This is a genomic window from Streptomyces sp. NPDC058880, assembly GCF_042742535.1.
In the GTDB taxonomy this organism is placed as follows: domain Bacteria; phylum Actinomycetota; class Actinomycetes; order Streptomycetales; family Streptomycetaceae; genus Streptomyces.
The window spans coordinates 80,371-97,406 of sequence record NZ_JBHYMC010000019.1 but is presented as its reverse complement, the minus strand read 5'-3'; the positions used below and the strand labels follow the sequence as shown (position 1 = coordinate 97,406).

At 72.6% G+C, this 17,036-nt stretch carries 14 protein-coding genes; 9 read left to right on the top strand and 5 right to left on the bottom strand.

All coding sequences use genetic code 11. The features are described 5' to 3' along the window. Positions 1-81 precede the first annotated feature (81 nt). Together ACFW2G_RS14365 and ACFW2G_RS14360 are read left to right on the top strand one after the other, a co-directional pair. Positions 82-1,311 carry a hypothetical protein gene (locus ACFW2G_RS14365; RefSeq protein WP_384583173.1) on the top strand — a complete coding sequence of 410 codons (1,230 nt, stop codon included), beginning with the start codon at positions 82-84 and terminating at the stop codon, positions 1,309-1,311. Between the two features lie 62 nt (positions 1,312-1,373). Then, positions 1,374-3,128 carry an NAD+ synthase gene (locus ACFW2G_RS14360; RefSeq protein ID WP_037927258.1) on the top strand — a complete coding sequence of 585 codons (1,755 nt, stop codon included), beginning with the start codon at positions 1,374-1,376 and terminating at the stop codon, positions 3,126-3,128. 74 nt (positions 3,129-3,202) lie between these two features. Here ACFW2G_RS14360 and ACFW2G_RS14355 read toward each other — a convergent pair whose 3' ends face one another. Next, a complete protein-coding gene (locus ACFW2G_RS14355; RefSeq protein ID WP_037927262.1) occupies positions 3,203-4,231 on the bottom strand; it encodes an endonuclease/exonuclease/phosphatase family protein in 1,029 nt (342 codons plus the stop codon). A gap of 288 nt (positions 4,232-4,519) precedes the next feature. Between ACFW2G_RS14355 and panB the strand changes: the two genes are divergently transcribed. From panB to ACFW2G_RS14340, 3 genes are all read left to right on the top strand, one after another. After that, a complete protein-coding gene (gene panB / locus ACFW2G_RS14350; RefSeq protein ID WP_384583170.1) occupies positions 4,520-5,389 on the top strand; it encodes a 3-methyl-2-oxobutanoate hydroxymethyltransferase in 870 nt (289 codons plus the stop codon). Positions 5,390-5,526: 137 nt separating this feature from the next. Continuing rightward, complete coding sequence (locus ACFW2G_RS14345) at positions 5,527-6,549, top strand: ATP-binding cassette domain-containing protein (protein ID WP_370466550.1); 1,023 nt, start codon at positions 5,527-5,529, stop codon at positions 6,547-6,549. Further along, positions 6,546-7,397 carry an ABC transporter permease gene (locus ACFW2G_RS14340; RefSeq protein ID WP_384583167.1) on the top strand — a complete coding sequence of 284 codons (852 nt, stop codon included), beginning with the start codon at positions 6,546-6,548 and terminating at the stop codon, positions 7,395-7,397. Before ACFW2G_RS14345 ends, ACFW2G_RS14340 begins: the two co-directional genes overlap by 4 nt. Positions 7,398-7,453: 56 nt before the next feature. Here the strand turns inward: ACFW2G_RS14340 and ACFW2G_RS14335 are convergent, their stop codons facing one another. Next, positions 7,454-10,984 carry a BTAD domain-containing putative transcriptional regulator gene (locus ACFW2G_RS14335; RefSeq protein WP_384680931.1) on the bottom strand — a complete coding sequence of 1,177 codons (3,531 nt, stop codon included), beginning with the start codon at positions 10,982-10,984 and terminating at the stop codon, positions 7,454-7,456. Between the two features lie 22 nt (positions 10,985-11,006). Here ACFW2G_RS14335 and ACFW2G_RS14330 point away from each other — a divergent pair, with 22 nt between their 5' ends. Together ACFW2G_RS14330 and ACFW2G_RS14325 are read left to right on the top strand one after the other, a co-directional pair. Further along, positions 11,007-11,807 carry a site-2 protease family protein gene (locus ACFW2G_RS14330; protein ID WP_384452468.1) on the top strand — a complete coding sequence of 267 codons (801 nt, stop codon included), beginning with the start codon at positions 11,007-11,009 and terminating at the stop codon, positions 11,805-11,807. 70 nt (positions 11,808-11,877) lie between these two features. Continuing rightward, positions 11,878-12,771 carry a S41 family peptidase gene (locus tag ACFW2G_RS14325; RefSeq protein ID WP_384452465.1) on the top strand — a complete coding sequence of 298 codons (894 nt, stop codon included), beginning with the start codon at positions 11,878-11,880 and terminating at the stop codon, positions 12,769-12,771. Positions 12,772-12,775: 4 nt separating this feature from the next. Here the strand turns inward: ACFW2G_RS14325 and ACFW2G_RS14320 are convergent, their stop codons facing one another. Further along, positions 12,776-12,964: a hypothetical protein gene (locus ACFW2G_RS14320; protein WP_037927275.1), complete on the bottom strand. Its 189-nt coding sequence runs from the start codon at positions 12,962-12,964 to the stop codon at positions 12,776-12,778. Between the two features lie 241 nt (positions 12,965-13,205). On the opposite strand from ACFW2G_RS14320, the gene ACFW2G_RS14315 reads away from it, so the two are divergent. Next, positions 13,206-15,269: a TerD family protein gene (locus ACFW2G_RS14315; protein ID WP_384452462.1), complete on the top strand. Its 2,064-nt coding sequence runs from the start codon at positions 13,206-13,208 to the stop codon at positions 15,267-15,269. Positions 15,270-15,327: 58 nt separating this feature from the next. On the opposite strand, the gene npdG is transcribed toward ACFW2G_RS14315, so the two are convergent. Beyond that, positions 15,328-16,032 carry an NADPH-dependent F420 reductase gene (gene npdG / locus ACFW2G_RS14310; protein WP_037927278.1) on the bottom strand — a complete coding sequence of 235 codons (705 nt, stop codon included), beginning with the start codon at positions 16,030-16,032 and terminating at the stop codon, positions 15,328-15,330. An 84-nt stretch (positions 16,033-16,116) separates the two neighbouring features. Between npdG and ACFW2G_RS14305 the strand changes: the two genes are divergently transcribed. Beyond that, positions 16,117-16,722 carry a hypothetical protein gene (locus ACFW2G_RS14305; protein WP_037927280.1) on the top strand — a complete coding sequence of 202 codons (606 nt, stop codon included), beginning with the start codon at positions 16,117-16,119 and terminating at the stop codon, positions 16,720-16,722. Between the two features lie 15 nt (positions 16,723-16,737). Here the strand turns inward: ACFW2G_RS14305 and ACFW2G_RS14300 are convergent, their stop codons facing one another. Further along, positions 16,738-16,986, bottom strand: coding sequence for a hypothetical protein (locus ACFW2G_RS14300; protein ID WP_037927283.1), 249 nt, complete (start codon positions 16,984-16,986; stop codon positions 16,738-16,740). Positions 16,987-17,036 lie beyond the last annotated feature (50 nt).

Here is a 17,036-nt window from a genome sequence, read left to right as displayed (position 1 = left end):
GGAATTCGGAAGGACGTTCGCCACCGGCATGGCACCCTTGCTCTGATCACGACAGCCGCGACAAAGGACGCTTCCGCCGGTATGACCACCCCGCCGAACCCGCCCAGCTCCCCCTCCGGCCCGCCGACGGAACCGGCGCGGACGCCCGATCCCGAGACGGCCCCGATACCGGCGGCCGCCCAGCCGCTCTCCCTCGACAAGGCCCCGGCCACCGACCAGCCCCCGGCCACGCCCGAGCCTGCCGCGGAACCGGCCCGGGAAGCCCCGGAGGCTGCGTCGGCCGCCGAGGCCCCCTGCGCTCCGGTGGCCCCGGAGGCTCCCGGCGCGCCCGCGGCGCCCGCGGCGCCCGCGGCGCCCGCCGCCGAGGCTCCCCAGGCACCCGCCGCGGAACCGGCCCCGGCACCCGCGGCGTTCGCCCCGCCCACCCCCGTCCCGGCCCCGCCATTCGGCGCTCCCGGGGCTCCCGGCGGCCCCGCCGACCCGTGGGCGCAGCCCGTTCACGGCTACGGATCCGTCCCGTACGGCGGCTACCCGCAGGCCGTTCCGGCCACCAACGGCCTGGCCGTCGCCGCCCTGATCCTCGGCGGTTTCGCCATCGTCCTGGGCGTCGTGCCGTTCCTGTTCTGGCTCGGCGGCATCTGTGCCCTGACCGGCCTGGGCCTGGGCACCGGCGCCATCGTGCGCGCCAACAAGGGCGGCCCGAACAAATCCATGGCCGTCATCGGGACCGTCCTCGCCGGTCTGGGCATCGTCGCCTCGGTCGGCGGCGGCTTCCTGACCGTCTCCGTCGCCGAGCAGGCCGCCAGCCGCATCGAGGAGGGCATCGACGAGGACGACCTGGACCTGGACGGCCTGTACCCGAGCGGCGAGCCCTGGCCGTCCGCGTCGCCCTCCCAGGTTCCGGGCCTGACCAGCGCGCTGCCGTTCGGCGAGACCTTCACCCACTCCAACGGCATCAAGGTGAGCCTCTCGAAGCCCACGAAGTACGAGCCGAAGGGCATCATCGCCCGCGAGCAGGTCAAGAACGCGGTCCAGATCACCATCACCATCACCAACGGCTCGACCGCGCCGCACGAGGTGATCTACGCGGTGCCCGACGTCCGCGACGACAAGGGCATGACCGCGGAGATGGTCTTCGACATCGGCGGCGGCACCACCGTCCCGAAGATGGTCAAGGGAACCATCCTGCCGGGCGAATCCGCCAGCGGTGTGGTGGCGTTCGAGCTCCCCGAGGGCACCAGGAGCATCACCGCCGACATCGCCGCCGGAACCCTCCTCGACGACGTGAGGTTCGCCGGCCCCGTCGGCTGACGCGGCCTCGGGGAAGGCGGGGCCCAGGACATCGCGTCAGAAAGACGATTAGACTGGGCCCCGTGCCTCAACTACGCCTCGCTCTGAATCAGATCGACTCGCACGTCGGCGACATCGCCGCCAACGCCGACTCGGTCGTCCACTGGACCCGGCACTCCGCCGAGCAGGGCGCCCACCTGGTGGCGTTCCCGGAGATGGTGCTGACCGGGTACCCCGTCGAGGACCTCGCCCTGCGCGGCTCCTTCGTCGAGGCCTCCCGCGGCGCCCTGCACGCACTCGCGGAACGACTGGCCGACGAAGGGTTCGGTGAACTGCCCGTCGTCGTCGGCTACCTCGACCGGACCGAGAGGGCGACGCCCCGCCTCGGGCGCCCGGCAGGCTCCCCGGAGAACGCGGCGGCCGTCCTGCACCGCGGCCGGGTGGTGCTGCGCTTCGCCAAGCACCACCTGCCCAACTACGGCGTGTTCGACGAGTTCCGCTACTTCGTGCCGGGCGACACCCAGCCGGTGATCCGGGTGCGCGGCGTCGACGTGGCCCTGGCCATCTGCGAGGACCTCTGGCAGGAGGGCGGCCGGGTTCCGGCCACCCGGTCCGCCGGGGCCGGGCTGATGGTCTCGATCAACGCCTCCCCTTACGAGCGCAACAAGGACGACCTGCGCCTCGAACTGGTGCGCAAGCGCGCCCAGGAGGCCGGGTGCACCCTCGCCTACCTGGCGATGATCGGCGGCCAGGACGAGCTGGTCTTCGACGGCGACTCGATCGTCGTCGGCGCCGACGGAGAGGTCATCGCCCGCGCCCCGCAGTTCTCCGAGGGCTGCGTCCTGGTCGACCTCGATCTGCCCGCCGCGCGCGCCGACGCCCCCGAGGGCCTGGTGGACGACGGCCTGCGCATCGACCGCGTCGTCCTGTCCGAGGATCCGGTGGAGCCGTACGAGCCGGTCGTGACCGGTGGCTACGCCGACCGGCTCGACGACGACGAGGAGGTCTACGACGCGCTGGTGGTGGGCCTGCGCGCGTACGTGAAGAAGAACGGATTCCGCTCGGTCCTGGTCGGACTCTCCGGAGGCATCGACTCCGCGCTCGTCGCCGCGCTGGCCTGCGACGCCGTCGGCGCGCAGAACGTGTACGGCGTCTCGATGCCCTCGAAGTACTCCTCGGACCACTCCCGGGGCGACGCGGCCGACCTGGCCGAGCGCACCGGCCTGAACTTCCGCACCGTGCCGATCGAGCCGATGTTCGACGCCTACATGGACTCGCTGGGCCTGACCGGCCTGGCCGAGGAGAACCTGCAGTCCAGGCTGCGCGGCACCCTGCTGATGGCCGTCTCGAACCAGGAGGGCCACATCGTGCTGGCCCCCGGCAACAAGTCGGAGCTGGCCGTCGGCTACTCCACCCTGTACGGCGACTCGGTCGGCGCCTACGGCCCGATCAAGGACCTCTACAAGAGCGACGTCTTCCGGCTCGCCCGCTACCGCAACCGGGCCGCGGCCGAGCGCGGCGAGACTCCGCCGATCCCGGAGAACTCGATCGTGAAGCCGCCGAGCGCCGAGCTGCGTCCGGGGCAGGTGGACACCGATTCGCTGCCGGACTACCCGGTACTCGACGCGATCCTCGCCCTGTACGTGGACCGGGACCAGGGTCTGGAGGAGATCGTGGCCTCCGGCTTCGACGCCGAGCTGGTCGCGAAGATCCTGCGGATGGTCGACACGGCCGAGTACAAGCGCCGCCAGTACCCGCCGGGCACGAAGATCTCCGCGAAGGGCTTCGGCAAGGACCGCCGGCTGCCGATCACGAACGGCTGGCGCGAGCGGGCGTAGGGGCGCGGCGCCGCGGGCGGGGCCCCGGACCGGCGCCCGCCGGCGGGACCCCGCGCGCCGCCGTGCCCGCGCCGCTACGTGCCGACCGTCAGCCGCGCGGCGACCGGCAGGTGGTCGCTCCCCGTGCGGGGCAGGGTCCAGGAGGCCTCGGGCCGGATCCCGCGGACCAGGATCTGGTCGATGCGGGCCATCGGGAACTGTGCCGGCCAGCTGAAGCCGAAGCCGTCGCCCGCCGCGCCCTGGGTGGAGCGCATCTGCGAGGTGACCTCGGACAGCGCGCGGTCGTTCATGGTGCCGTTCAGGTCGCCGAGGAGGACGACCTTCTTCAGGGGTTCGGCGGCGAGTGCGGCGCCCAGCGCGTCGGCGCTGTTGTCGCGCTGGTTGGCGGTGAAGCCCGCGTTCAGCTTGACGCGGACCGAGGGGAGGTGGGCGACGAACGCCGCGACCTCGCCCTGCGGGGTGGCCACGGTGGCCCGCATGGCCCGCGTCCAGCCCATCCGGATGTCCACGGGCGCGCTGCCGCTCAGTGGGTACTTGCTCCACAGGCCGACCGTGCCCTCGACCGCGTGGTACTTGTATGTGCCCGCCAGGGCCTTCTCGTAGACGGGGACGACGCTGCCCTTGAGCTCGGTGAGGGCCAGGACGTCGGCCCCGGAGCGGGCGACCGAGGCGGCGGTGCCGCCCGGGTCGGGATTGTCGGCGTCGACGTTGTGGGTGGCGACGACGAGGTCGCCGCCGGTGCCGGACTTGTCGAAGACCAGGCCGCCAAAAAGATTCAGCCAGACCACGGCGGGCAGCAGGGCCGCGACCAGAGCGGTCGCCGACCGGCGGAAGAACGCGCCCCCCAGCAGAAACGGAACCGCCAGGCCCAGCCACGGCAGGAACGTCTCGGTGAGGCTGCCGAGGTTGCCCACGTCGTTGGGCAGCTCGGCATGGAAGATCATGACCAGTGACAGCAGCACGGCGATCGCGGCGAGGACCCGTCCACGCCGCCAGATCCCCGGATCCCTGCTCAGACCGGCCAGCCGGCGCCGGAAACGGGACCCGGAGGGCTCGCGCTCCGAGCCGCCGCTCCCCGGTTCCGTCCTGTACGCCTGTGCCATGCCGCTGCCCTCACTGCCGTGCTCGCGCTCCGTCCCCGCCTCCTGACCCTAGGCGATGAAGCGGAGCCTTCCGTGCCGTACATCACGACCGTTCGTCGCGGTCGCACGTCCGGAAGGACGAACGGCCGTACGCAGCGGGTTCCGCTTGTCACGAAACGCGCACATTGGCGTGCCCGGCGTGGCGTGCCCGGCGCACCACTTCCGCCCACGGCCCCGGGGATGCCACCATGGTGGGTGAGTCCGGGGACACCGTGAGGGTGCCTCGAGATGACACAAGGAGCAGTTGCAATGACGCATGCCGTTTCGCCTGCCCGCGAACCCGCAGCCGCGGCCTCCCCCACCCTGTACGGAGGCACGGGCACCCGGCGCATCACCGTCCGCGACCTGACCCTCGCCAAGGAACGCGGCGAGAAGTGGCCCATGCTCACCGCCTACGACGCGATGACCGCGTCCGTCTTCGACGAGTCCGGCATCCCGGTCATCCTCGTCGGCGACTCGATGGGCAATTGCCACCTCGGCTTCGACTCCACCGTCCCGGTGACGATGGACCACATGACCATGCTCTCGGCGGCCGTCGTACGCGGCACCAGCCGCGCGCTGGTCATCGGCGACATGCCGTTCGGCTCGTACCAGGAGGGCGCCGTGCAGGCGCTCCGCAGCGCGACCCGCCTGGTCAAGGAGGCCGGAGTGGGCGCCGTGAAGCTGGAGGGCGGCGAGCGTTCGCTGGCCCAGACGGAGCTGATCGTGCAGTCGGGCATCCCCGTCATGTCCCACCTGGGCCTGACCCCGCAGTCGGTCAACGCCATGGGCTACCGGGTGCAGGGCCGCGGCGACGAAGCCGCACACCAGCTGCTGCGCGACGCGAAGGCGGCGCAGGACGCGGGTGCGTTCGCGGTGGTGCTGGAGCTCGTTCCGGCCGAACTGGCCGCCGAGGTCACCCGGTCCCTGCACATCCCGACGGTCGGTATCGGCGCGGGCGCGGAGTGCGACGCCCAGGTCCTGGTGTGGACCGACATGATGGGCCTGACCGGCGGGAGGATGCCGAAGTTCGTCAAGCAGTACGCGAAGCTCCGCGAAACCATGGCGGACGCGGCGAAGGCCTTCGCCGAGGACGTCGTCGGCGGGGCGTTCCCGCAGGAGCAGCACGCCTTCCACTGACCCGGACGCGCCCGCTGACGTGAGGTGACCCGCTCCGGCAGCCCGCCGACCGCCTACCGGCGCGTCGGCGGGCTGTCGTATGTCTGTCGTACCTTTGTCGGTCGCCTGTCGGTGCTTTGTCAGTGGCCCCTGGTCCCATGGTGGGCATGACGCGAAACGACAAGAACCCCAACGCCGTGGAGGTGCGGGGGCTGGTCAAGCACTACGGCGAGACCAGGGCCCTCGACGGTGTCGACCTCGATGTCCGTGAGGGCACGGTCCTCGGAGTCCTCGGCCCCAACGGCGCCGGCAAGACCACGCTGGTGCGCTGCCTGTCCACCCTCATCGTCCCGGACGCCGGGACGGCGACCGTCGCCGGCTTCGACGTGGTCCGACAGCCCCGGCAGCTGCGCCGCACCATCGGCCTGACCGGCCAGTACGCCTCGGTCGATGAGAAGCTCTCCGGCTGGGAGAACCTCTACATGATCGGGCGGCTGCTCGACCTCTCCCGCAAGGAAGCCCGCCTGCGCGCGGACGAGATGCTGGAGCGCTTCTCCCTGACCGAGGCGGCGAAGAAGGCCGCCATGCACTACTCCGGCGGCATGCGGCGCCGGCTCGACCTGGCCGCCTCGCTGATCGGCCGGCCGGCCGTGATCTACCTGGACGAGCCGACCACCGGTCTCGACCCGCGCACCCGCAACGAGGTGTGGGACGAGGTCCAGTCCCTGGTCGCGGAAGGCGCCACGGTGCTGCTCACCACGCAGTACATGGAGGAGGCCGAGCAGCTCGCGAGCGAGCTGACCGTCATCGACCGCGGCAAGGTCATAGCCAACGGCAAGGTAGACGAGCTGAAGGCACGCGTCGGCGGCCGCACCCTGAAGATCCGTCCCGTGTCCTCCTCCGACCTGCCGGGCATGGCCCGCTCGCTGGCCGAGGCCGGACTGGACGGCGTGGCCGGCTCCCAGGCCGTGCCGGACGAGGGGGTGCTCCTCGTCCCGATCCTGAGCGACGAGCAGCTGACGGCCGTGGTCGGCCTGCTGGCCGCCCGCGGGTACGCGATCGCCGACCTCGGCACCTACCTGCCCAGCCTCGACGAGGTGTTCCTGGCCATCACCGGCCAGAAGCCCACGTTCACCGAGGACCGCGTCACCACCGACACGACCGAGGAGGTCGCGGCATGAGCGCCGCCACCACGACGAAGCCGGCTCCCACCGCCCCCGGTCGGGCCCGGGCGTTGGCCGGGCACGGCGAGGGACGGATCGGCCTACGGGCCAACCTGCGGCACATCGGCGCCCTGGTGCGCCGCAACGCCCTGCAGATCAAGCAGGACCCTGAGTCGATGTTCGACGTCCTGTTCATGCCGATCATCTTCACGCTGCTGTTCGTGTTCGTCTTCGGCGGCGCGATCTCCGGCAAGGGCAACCAGGCCGACTACGTGAACTACGTGGTCCCCGGCCTGATGGCCATGATGGGCATGAACATCGCGATGGCGGTGGGGACCGGGGTCAACGACGACTTCAAGAAGGGCGTGATGGACCGCTTCCGGTCCATGCCGATCGCCCGGTCGTCCGTGCTCCTCGCCAAGATCGTCGTCGAGCTCGGCCGGATGCTGGTGGCCATCACGATCCTGCTGGGCGTGGGCTTCCTGCTCGGCCTGTCGATCAAGTCCTCGATGCTGGACCTGCTCCTCGCCGTCGGGCTGTCGGCCGTCTTCGGCAGCGCCCTGATGTGGATCTTCATCCTGCTCGGTCTCACCATGAAGACCGCCCAGGCCGTCCAGGGCATGGCGATGCTGGTCCTGATGCCGCTGCAGTTCGGCAGCTCGATCTTCGCCCCGCCGTCCACGATGCCGGGCTGGCTGCAGTCCTTCACGGACTACAACCCGCTGTCGAACCTGGCGGACGCCGCCCGCGCCCTGATCAACGGCACCCCCGTCGGCGACTCGGTGTGGATGACACTGGTCTGGTCGCTGGCCATCACGGCGGTCACCATGCCGCTCGCGGTCCGCAAGTTCCGCCAGAAGACCTGACCCGCGGCCGGCCTGCTCCGGATCGCGTCCCGGACGGGCCCCGGTCGGGGGACGGGTCAGACCAGGGCGGTGGCCTCCTCCAGCGTGAGGCCGCCGCCTTCGGCGTACGCCGCCCGGTAGGCCGTGTCGCCGAGCACCGACCGCGCCTGCTTCTCGGCGAAGGCGAAATCCTCGCGCTCGGTGGTCACGGGGAAGTGGTCGGGCGGCAGCAGGGCGTGATAGGCGCCGAGCAGCCGCGCGCCGTCGTACTCCCGCTGCGGTCCGCCGGGCGACACCAGCGAGACGGCGGCCGTCAGGAGGAACGTCGCGGGCAGGTGCGGGGCGACCATCAGCGCCAGCGGATGCAGGAAGGCGGACGTGGCGTCGCGAATCCCCTGCAGGGCGTCCTCGAAACAGCCGTCCTGGTTGTCCAGCCAAGCCGTCGTGGCGAGCAGGAAGACGTTGAAGACGGCGTACGCGCCGAAGGCGAACTCCTCGCGCAGCACCTGGATCTGGACGCGGGCCTCGGGGATCCGGCCGGTGCGGCCGAGGATGCCCGCGAGGAACATCCGGGCGGCGGGCATCGCCTCGCTGCCGGACTGCTGCACCGAGGTGGTGATGTCGGTCAGGATCCGCTCCGCCTCCGCGATCTCGGCGTTCTCGGTGAGCACGCCGGCCATCCGCACACGCAACACCGTCACCTGCGCCTTCGCGCCGAGACGTTCGGCGTAGGCGATCGCCTCGCGGTAGTCGCGGGCGGCCAGGGCGTACTCGCCCCGCCGCTCGCGGGACTCCGCGCGGGCGGAGAGCGCCTCCGCGCAGCCCCAGTCGTCACCGAGGTCCCGGAACAGCTCCAGGCTCTCGTCCGCGTCGCGGGAGGCGTCGCCCGCCCAGTCGGCGCGGTTGGCGAGGATGTTGGCGCGCAACTGGAGGGCGGATGCGAGCTCCCAGTTCCAGCCGAGCGTGCGGGCGGTGGCCACGGTCGCGTCGACGACCTGCTTGAGCAGCTCGGCATTGCCCGCGATCATGACGGCGTAGATCCACAGGGAGCCCGGCATGCGGCAGGTCTGCGGGAGCCCGGGCCGGTACGCGGCGATCACCCCGTCGATCAGCGACCGGACCTCGGGATCGTCCCAGTCCTTGCTGGTCTGGTCCCGGGCCACCAGCCGGAGCAGGTGCAGGGCGCGCCAGGCCTCGGTGAGCACCTCTCTGCCGTAGGGCGGCGGCGAGTCCACGAGCTGCCCGTACACCGGCTCCGCGGGGACGACGGGCGCCGCGAACGGGTTGGGGCCGAGCGCCGCGACCGCTTCCGCCCAGTGCCGGGACTCGGCGCGCTGGTCGTGCAGGTGCCAGTACCAGCCCAGGGAGTGGACGAGGCAGAGCGCCTCGTCCACGTCGCGGGTGGCGACGGCCCGGCGCAGCGCCGTACGGAGGTTCTCGTACTCGGTGGCGAGCCGCTCGGCCGCCTCGCGCTGGCGGTGGCCGCGGAGCAGGGGCTCGCTGGTCCGGGCGAGCTCGCGGTAGTGGACGAGGTGGCGGCCGGTGGTCTCCTCCCGTTCGTCGTCGGCCTCGGCGAGGCGCTCCGCGGCGTATTCGCCGACCGTCTCCAGGAGTCGGTAGCGCATGGCGGTGCCGTCGGGGGCGGGGGCGGCGACCACGAGGGACTTGTCGACGAGGGAGCCGAGGGTGTCGGCGACGTCCGCGACGCCGTCCCCGGCCGGATCGGAGCAGACGGCCTCGGCGGCAGCGAGGTCACAGCCGCCCGCGAAGACCGACAGCCGGCGCAGGACCGCGCGCTCGGCCTCGTCCAGCAGGTCCCAAGACCAGTCGACGACCGCACGCAGGGTCTGCTGACGCGGCAGGACCGTACGGGAACCACCAGTCAACAGCCGGAACCGATCGTCCAACCGATCCGCGATCTGCCGCGGGGTCAACAGCCGCAGCCGCGCCGCCGCCAACTCAATCGCCAACGGCAGCCCATCGAGACGACGGCAGATCTCCGCAGCGGCGACCGGATCCTCCTCCACCGCAAACCCGGCACGGGCCGCCGCCCCACGGTCGCCCAGCAGCCGCAGCGCAATCGGGTCGGGCAGCGGTTCCACCGGACGGACCATCTCCCCAGGCACACCGAGGGGTTCGCGACTGGTGGCCAAGACCTGAACACCAGGGCACTGCGTAAGGAGGCGTTCAGCAAGCGCCGCAGCAGCTTCGACAACGTGCTCACAGTTGTCCAACACCAGCAGCAGACGGCGGTGCGCACAGTGCTCGACGAGCCGGTCGAGGGGGTCGTCGCCGCGATCGGTCAGCGCCCGCAGTTCCTCGGCGGCGGCGCCGCGCAGCGTGGTCTCCCGTGCGCCGACGGCGGTCAGGGTGGCCTCGGCGACGTCCTCGGGGTCGTCGACGGGGGCCAGCTCGACGAGCCACACGCCGTCGTGCCATCCGCCGCGCGGCTCGTGCGCCTCGGCAGCCTCCTGCGAGAGCCGGGTCTTGCCGGCGCCGCCGGGCCCGAGGAGCGTGACGAGCCGGGCCCGCGCAAGATCGTCGCCGATGACGCGGATGTCGTCCTCCCGGCCGACGAAGGTGGTCAGCCGGGCCCGCAGGTTGCCGGTGCCCCGAACGGGCGGAGCGGGGGTGGCGGTGGGCGCGGGCGGGACGGCGGCCCCGGGCCGGGCCGGGTCCGCAGCCGTGACCGCAGCACCGCCCGGGGCGTGAACCGCAGCCGTGACCCGAAGCTGGGGCGGGGCCGGGGTGCCGTACGGGGCCGGGGCGTGGGGCGGGTGCTCGGCGCCGGCCGGGGGCGAGGACCTCGGAACGGCGGCCGCGGGCCCGGTGCCCGGACCGGATTCCGCAGGCGCCAGGAGTTCGGCGTGCAGGGCGCGCAGGGCCGGGCCGGGGTCCGTGCCGAGCCGTTCGGCAAGATCGCGGCGGACCTCGTCGTAGGCGGACAGGGCCTCCGCCGGGCGGCCCGCGTCGCGCAGGGCCCGGATCCGCAGCGCCTGCAGCGGCTCGTCCAGCGGCTGCCGTGCGCACAGCGCGGTCAGCTCCGGCAGGGAGCGCTCGGCCTCGCCGAGGGCCAGGGCCGCTGCGAGCCGGCCCCGGCGCGCGTCCATCCGTACGGCGTCCCAGCGCGCGGCTTCCACGGCCGGATCGGGCAGGTCCACGAGGGCGGGTCCGCGCCACAGGGCGAGGGCCTCCTCGTACGAGGCGGCGGCCTCGGCCGGATCCCGCGCCTCGGCGCCGGCCCGGACCAGCGCTTCGAAGCGGTACAGGTCGACGTCCTCGCGCTCGGCGACCAGCCGGTAGCCGCCGTCGGCGGACAGCACGGCGGTGTGTCCCAGCGCCCGGCGCAGCCGGGCCACCAGGGCCTGCAGGGCGGCGACGGCGTCGGCCGGCGGATCGCCGTCCCACACCTGCTCGACCAGCAGCCGGGTCGGCACCACCCGTCCCGGGCGCAGCGCGAGCGCGGTCAGGAGCGCGCGCAGCCGGGCACCGCCGACGGCCACGGGGGTCCCGTCGTCGCGAAGGACCTGGGCGGGGCCGAGAATCGCATAGCGCACCGGCCCATTGTCCCCGGTGCCCGGCCCGGCCCCGAACCGTTTTCCCCGCATGGCCCGGGATAGGTTTCCCGGCATGGGTCATCAGGGCACGCGCCACGAGCGGCGGATCAGTTCGGTATTCCTCGGCGTCTTCGCCGTCATGGCGGTCACGGCCTGGGCGGTGTGGACGGGATACTCGACCAGCACCGGCCTCGCCGTGTTCCTCTTCGTGACGTCGGCGTGGATCGTCTCGCTCTGCCTGCACGAGTACGCACACGCCCGGACCGCCCTGCACGGCGGCGACCTCACCGTCGGTGCCAAGGGCTACCTGACGCTGGACCCGCTCAAGTACAGCCACCCGCTGCTCAGCATCGTCCTGCCGGTGGTCTTCGTGATCCTGGGCGGGATCGGTCTGCCGGGCGGCGCGGTCTTCATCGAGCGCGACCGGATCCGGGGGCGCGGAAAGCACAGTCTGATCTCGGCGGCCGGACCGCTGACGAACGTGGCCTTCGCCGTCGTCTGCACGGCCCCGTTCTGGCTGGGCGCCCTGGACGGGGTACCGCCGGCCTTCCGCTACGCGCTCGCTTTCCTTGCGATGCTCCAGGTGACGGCGGCGATCCTGAACTTCCTGCCGGTGCCGGGCCTCGACGGCTACGGGGTGATCGAGCCGTGGCTGTCGTACCGGGTGCGGCGCGAGATGGCGCCGCTGGCGCCGTTCGGCCTGATCGCCGTCTTCGCGCTGCTGTGGATCCCGCAGGTCAACGTCGTCTTCTTCGACACGGTGGACGGCGTGCTGTCGGCGTTGGGCGTGTCGGACCTGGAGACGTACTGCGGCCGGGAGCTGTACCGCTTCTGGCAGGAGGGCAGCGGCATCTGCGCGGTCCCGCAGGACTAGCCGCGCGGGCCGGACCGGCGGCGGAAAATCCTTTCACCGCCGGCCCGGCCGGCACCTAGCATGGCCCGCCGTGCAGACACACGACGAGATCATCGAGCGGGCCCTTGAGCGGATCGGCGCAGGGTACGTGTTCCCCGAGAAGGCCGTGGACGTCGACGCCGCGATCCGGCGCCGACTGGCGGCCGGCGAGTACGACGGCCTGGACGAACGGGCCTTGTGCGAGGCGGTCACGGCGCACATCCAGGAGGTGTGCCCGGACGAGCACCTGCGGCTGCTGTGGGTCGAGGAGCCTCAGTCGCTGGAACCGCAGGACCAGGACGCCGGAAAGGCCGCGTTCCTCGCGGCGCTGCGGGCCGAGAACCACGGTGTGCGGCGCGTCGAGCGGCTGGACGGCGGCGTCACCCTGGTCGACCTCGGCCTGATAGCGACGGCCGACGAGGGCGCCGCCGTGATCGGCGCCGCCATGCAGCTGGCCGCCCACGGCTCCGCGCTCGTCCTGGACCTGCGCGCATGCCGCGGCGGCTCACCCGAGGGGGCCGCGATGTGGTGCAGCTACTTCTTCCCCGACGACCAGGTGCACCTGAACGACATCTACGAGCGCGCCACCGGTACCACCCGCCAGTACTGGACGCTGGCGCACCTGCCCGCGCCTCGCTTCCTCGACCGCCCGGTGTACGTGCTGACCAGCGCGTACACCTTCTCCGGGGGCGAGGACATCGCCTACACCCTCCAGGCGCACGGCCGCGCCGTGCTCGTCGGGGAGACCACGCGGGGCGGCGCGCACCCGACGGAGCGGCACACGCTGGGCGAGCACGTCCTGGTGGCGGTGCCGACCGCCCGGACGATCAACACGGTGACGGGCGGCAACTGGGAGGGCGTCGGCGTCGTCCCCGACGTCCCGGTTCCGGCGGATCAGGCGCTCGATACGGCCCTGGCGGCCGCCCGAGCGGCCGCCGGGTGCTGACGGCTCAGACGTTGCGCGCGGTGGCGGCCTTCTCGGCCTTGGCCTTGCGCATGTAGTACCAGGCCATGTTGGACGTGAGGCCCGCCAGCAGCACCCACACGATCCCGAGGAAGCTGCCCTCCACGAAGGCGACGACCGCCGCGGCCACAGCAAGGACGCACACGACAACGGCGAAGACGGCAAGGCGGGGCATGGGAAGAGCTCCTCGGGGACACGGAAGGCGGTAGAGCCCCTCCAGTGTCCCCCATGCCCCGCAGTGCTGCCGTAAGGGCCGCGCGCAGCGGCTTCCGATACATTTCCGGCTTTGCCTGACCCCCTCTCCCCCGCAGCGTTAGCGTTCGCCCGTGACGCGCCGCATCCGGAGCGCGAAAGAAAGAACAGCCCGGCCGCGCCGCCCGCGACGGCTGCCGCCGGGCAGGTGGGGGGGATGCCGCATGCAGGAGATCTCAAAGGGCGCGAACGTCAGCCTGGCCGGGCTCAGCGAGGACGCCGGCTCGGTGGTCGTCAGCCTGAGCTGGACCAGTGCCTCGGGGGCCGGTGACGCCGATGTCTCCGTGCTGCTCCTGGACGAGAACGGCAAGGTCCGCAGCGAGAACGACTTCTACTTCTACAACAACCCCGCGGCGGCCGACGGAAGCGTGCAGCTCCTCGGCAAGACCCCGACCGACCACGGCGACGAGGACCGCATCAGCGTGGACCTGACCGCGGTCCCGGAAGACGTCGCACGGATCGTGGTGGCGGCGAGCCAGTACGGCGGCGCCAGGTTCGGGGACCTAGACGACCTGCGGATGACGGTCGCGGACCGGTCCGGCGAAGCCCTCGTCGGATTCTCCATCGAGGGCGCGGGCGCGGAGACGGCCTTCATCTTCGGTGAGCTCTACCGACGGGGCGGGGAGTGGAAGTTCCGTGCCGTGGGGCAGGGTTACGAGACCGGCCTGGCCGGTCTCGCCACGGACTTCGGCATCGACGTCGACGGGGAGGCCGACGAACCGGAGGCCGCGGAGGCTCCCGCCGCTGCGGAGCAGTCCGGTGTGTCCGGAGCTCCCGCGCAGGCGGCAGCACCTGGCACCGGCGCTCCGGTCCCGGCGGGTGCACCGGCCGATACGGCAGGCGCACCCGCACCGCCCGCCGCGGGGGAGCCCGCTCCCGGCGCCTCCCCCGTACCGACCCAGTCGCGGGGCCGCAGCCCCCGTACGACGCGGAAGAAGGTCACCCTCCCCAGGGTGGCCAAGAAGTCGCTCGCCGAGAACGACTCCTGGCGTACCGCCCGGCTGTTCCCGGTCCCGTCCCTCAAGAGCGACAAGGAGCGCGAGGTGCGGGCCACCTCCGTCCTGCTGTCGGTGATGGCCCAGGTCCCGGAGTTCGGACGCCGCCTCACCGCGGCGTTCGGTGCGCCCGCCGGTCGCATGCAGACGTTCACCGAGGTGCCACTGCCCCATGGTGACGCCCCGAAGCGCCCTGACGGAGTCATCAGGGTGGAGCGGGCCGGAAAGCTGTGGACCGCGTTGGTGGAGACGAAGACGAACGGCAATCCGCTCAAGGCCGAACAGGTCCAGCAGTACATGGACATCGCGGCGCGCCGCGGCTACGAGGCCGTGATCACGCTCTCCAACGACGTGGCCCTCGAAGGGGCCCCCATGGTGGATGTCAAGATCGACGGACGGCGCAAGCACAAGGTCAGCCTGTGGCACCTGTCGTGGGCCGAAGTCGCCCACCAGGCGCAGATGCTGATCCGCCACGAAGGGGTCGGCAATGCGGCCCACGCCTGGCTCCTGCAGGAACTCCTGGAGTACTTGCAGCACGAGCACTCCGGTTGCCACGGGTTCCAGAACATGGGTCCCGCATGGGTGCCGGTGCGCAACGGCATCGACGACGAGACCATCGGCATCGGCGACGTCCGCGCCGTCGACGTGGTGGAGAGCTGGGAGCGCCTCATCCGCCAGGTGTGCCTGCGCCTCGGCGGGGAACTCGGGCAGAAGGCCCTGCCGGTCCAGCGGGCCCGGCGCAGCAGCGATCCGCGGGCGAGGCGCGAGGCGGCCGCCCGGACGCTGTGCGCCGAGGGCCGGCTCGCCGCCGAACTGCGCATCGACGGGACGCGCTCGGTCATCGGAGTCGTCGCCGATCTGCGCACGATGAAGGTGCGCACCTCCGTGGACGTCCCGGCCGCCGAGGGGGCCTATCCGCTGGCGGCGGCGAAACGGCTGATCCGCATGCTCGCCGAGGCGCCGGCGGATCTGCACGTGCAGAGTCTGGTGGAGGGCGAGAACGGGCCGCGCGGCACTCTGGAGCGCCTGCGGCCCGAGCCGGGTGATCTGCTGCCGCAGGACGGCGCCGCGATCGCAGGCTTCCGTCTGACCCTCATCAAGGGGATGGGCAACAGCCGCGGCAACACCGAGTCGGGTTTCATCCGAAGCGTCGACGACGCCGTCGACCGCTTCTACCACGGGGTGGTGGCCCACCTGGGCGCCGTCGAGGCCCGTACCGCCCGGCGGGGCTGAGCACGGCACGCGCCCGGCGGTCCGGTCCGGGACCGGACCGGACCGCCGGGCGGGGCGGTCAGACGTCCGTCGTGCGCAGGCCCGCGTGGGCCTTGTAGCGGCGGTTGGTGGAGATCAGGTTCGCCACGAGGGCCTCGACCTGGTGGGCGTTGCGCAGGCGGCCGGCGAAGATGCCGCGCATGCCCGGGATGCGGGCGGCCAGGGCCTGGACGATGTCGGTGTCGGCGCGGGATTCGCCGAGGACCATGACGTCGGTGTCGATCTCGTCGATCGACCCGTCCTGGAGGAGGACCGCCGAGAGGTGGTGGAAGGCGGCCGTGACCCGGGAGTCCGGGAGCAGGGCGGCGGCCTGCTGGGCGGCGCTGCCCTCCTCGACCCGGAGGGCGTAGGCGCCCTGCTTGTCGAAGCCGAGCGGGTTGACGCAGTCGACGACGAGCTTGCCCGCGAGGTCCTCGCGCAGCGCCTCCAGGGTCTTGGCATGGCCCTCCCACGGCACCGCGACGATGACGATGTCGCTGCGGCGCGCACACTCGGCGTTGTCCGCGCCCTCCACGCCGAGCCCCAGTTCCTCGGCGGCGGTGTGCGCGCGGTCGGCGGCACGCGAGCCGATGATCACCTTCTGGCCGGCGCGGGCGAGCCGGTAGGCGAGGCCGCGGCCCTGGTCGCCGGTGCCGCCGAGGACGCCGACGACCAGGCCGGACACGTCGGGCAGGTCCCAGGGGTCCTTGGCCTGCGGCTTCTGCGGATTGTCTGAGGAAGTCATGGGGGCGAGCGTACTGCCGGGTAGCCCGCAGCCGAAGAGCCGGGAACGGCCCCCGTGTCGGCTTCGATGCGGCAGGATGCGGGCATGGATGCCGTCAGGGTCGCCCTGCTGCGCGAGGTGCTCGCCGGTACGCAGTGGCCGGGCGAGGCGCGCCGCTTCGCCGGCTCGCTGCGCCGGTCCGTCGCCGCGGTCGGCGGGAAGCTGCTGCTGGTGGGGACCGAGGTGTACGAGCCCTGGCACATGGCGGCCCACCTGGTCGACGAGGCCGCCTGGTCGGGCCGGCCGGAGCTGGCGCCGACGCTCGTGCGCCACCGGGTGCGGCCCGGGGCGCCGCCGCACCTGTCGGTGGGGCTGGGCCGGCTGGCGGCGGCCGGGCGGGGACACACGGTGCTGGTGGTGGCACCGCGGGAGCCCGGCGAGGAACTGCTGGAGCGCGTGCACGACGCCCGACGCGCGGGGGCGACCGTACTGTCCCTGGACGGCGGGGACCGGGATCTGGGCACGCTCGCGCACGACGCGCTGTCGGTGCCGGACGGCGGCCCCGGGCTGGACCTGGACACCGTGCAGCACCTGGTCAGCGCGGCAGCCGGGGAGAACGGCCTGCCGGCACAGCGCGGGTCCCGCCGGCTGCGGGACCGGCTGGCGGGGCTGGCCGACCGGCTGACCGCTCCGCCGCCGAGCCGCTGGTAGGCCTCCGCCGGCCCGTCAGCCGGACGTGCCCGTGCCCGTGCCTTCTTCGTCCTCGCGGGTCCGGTCGTTCCACTGGGGGTCGTTCTGCCACTCGAGGTTGCGCTCCTGTGCCGTCTCCATGGCGTGGGCGGCCTCCTCGGGAGTTCCGTACGGGCCGAACCGGTCCTTCGCCGGGCACTCGGGGCCTTCCTCGACCTTGTGGTGGACCAGGCAGTAGTACCACTCGCCGGGTTTGCCCACCTGGCGCTTCTTGAACAGGGCCATCGCCGTCCAGGCTCCTCTCGATGCCTCCGCAAGCCGCTGTGTGCCGCTCT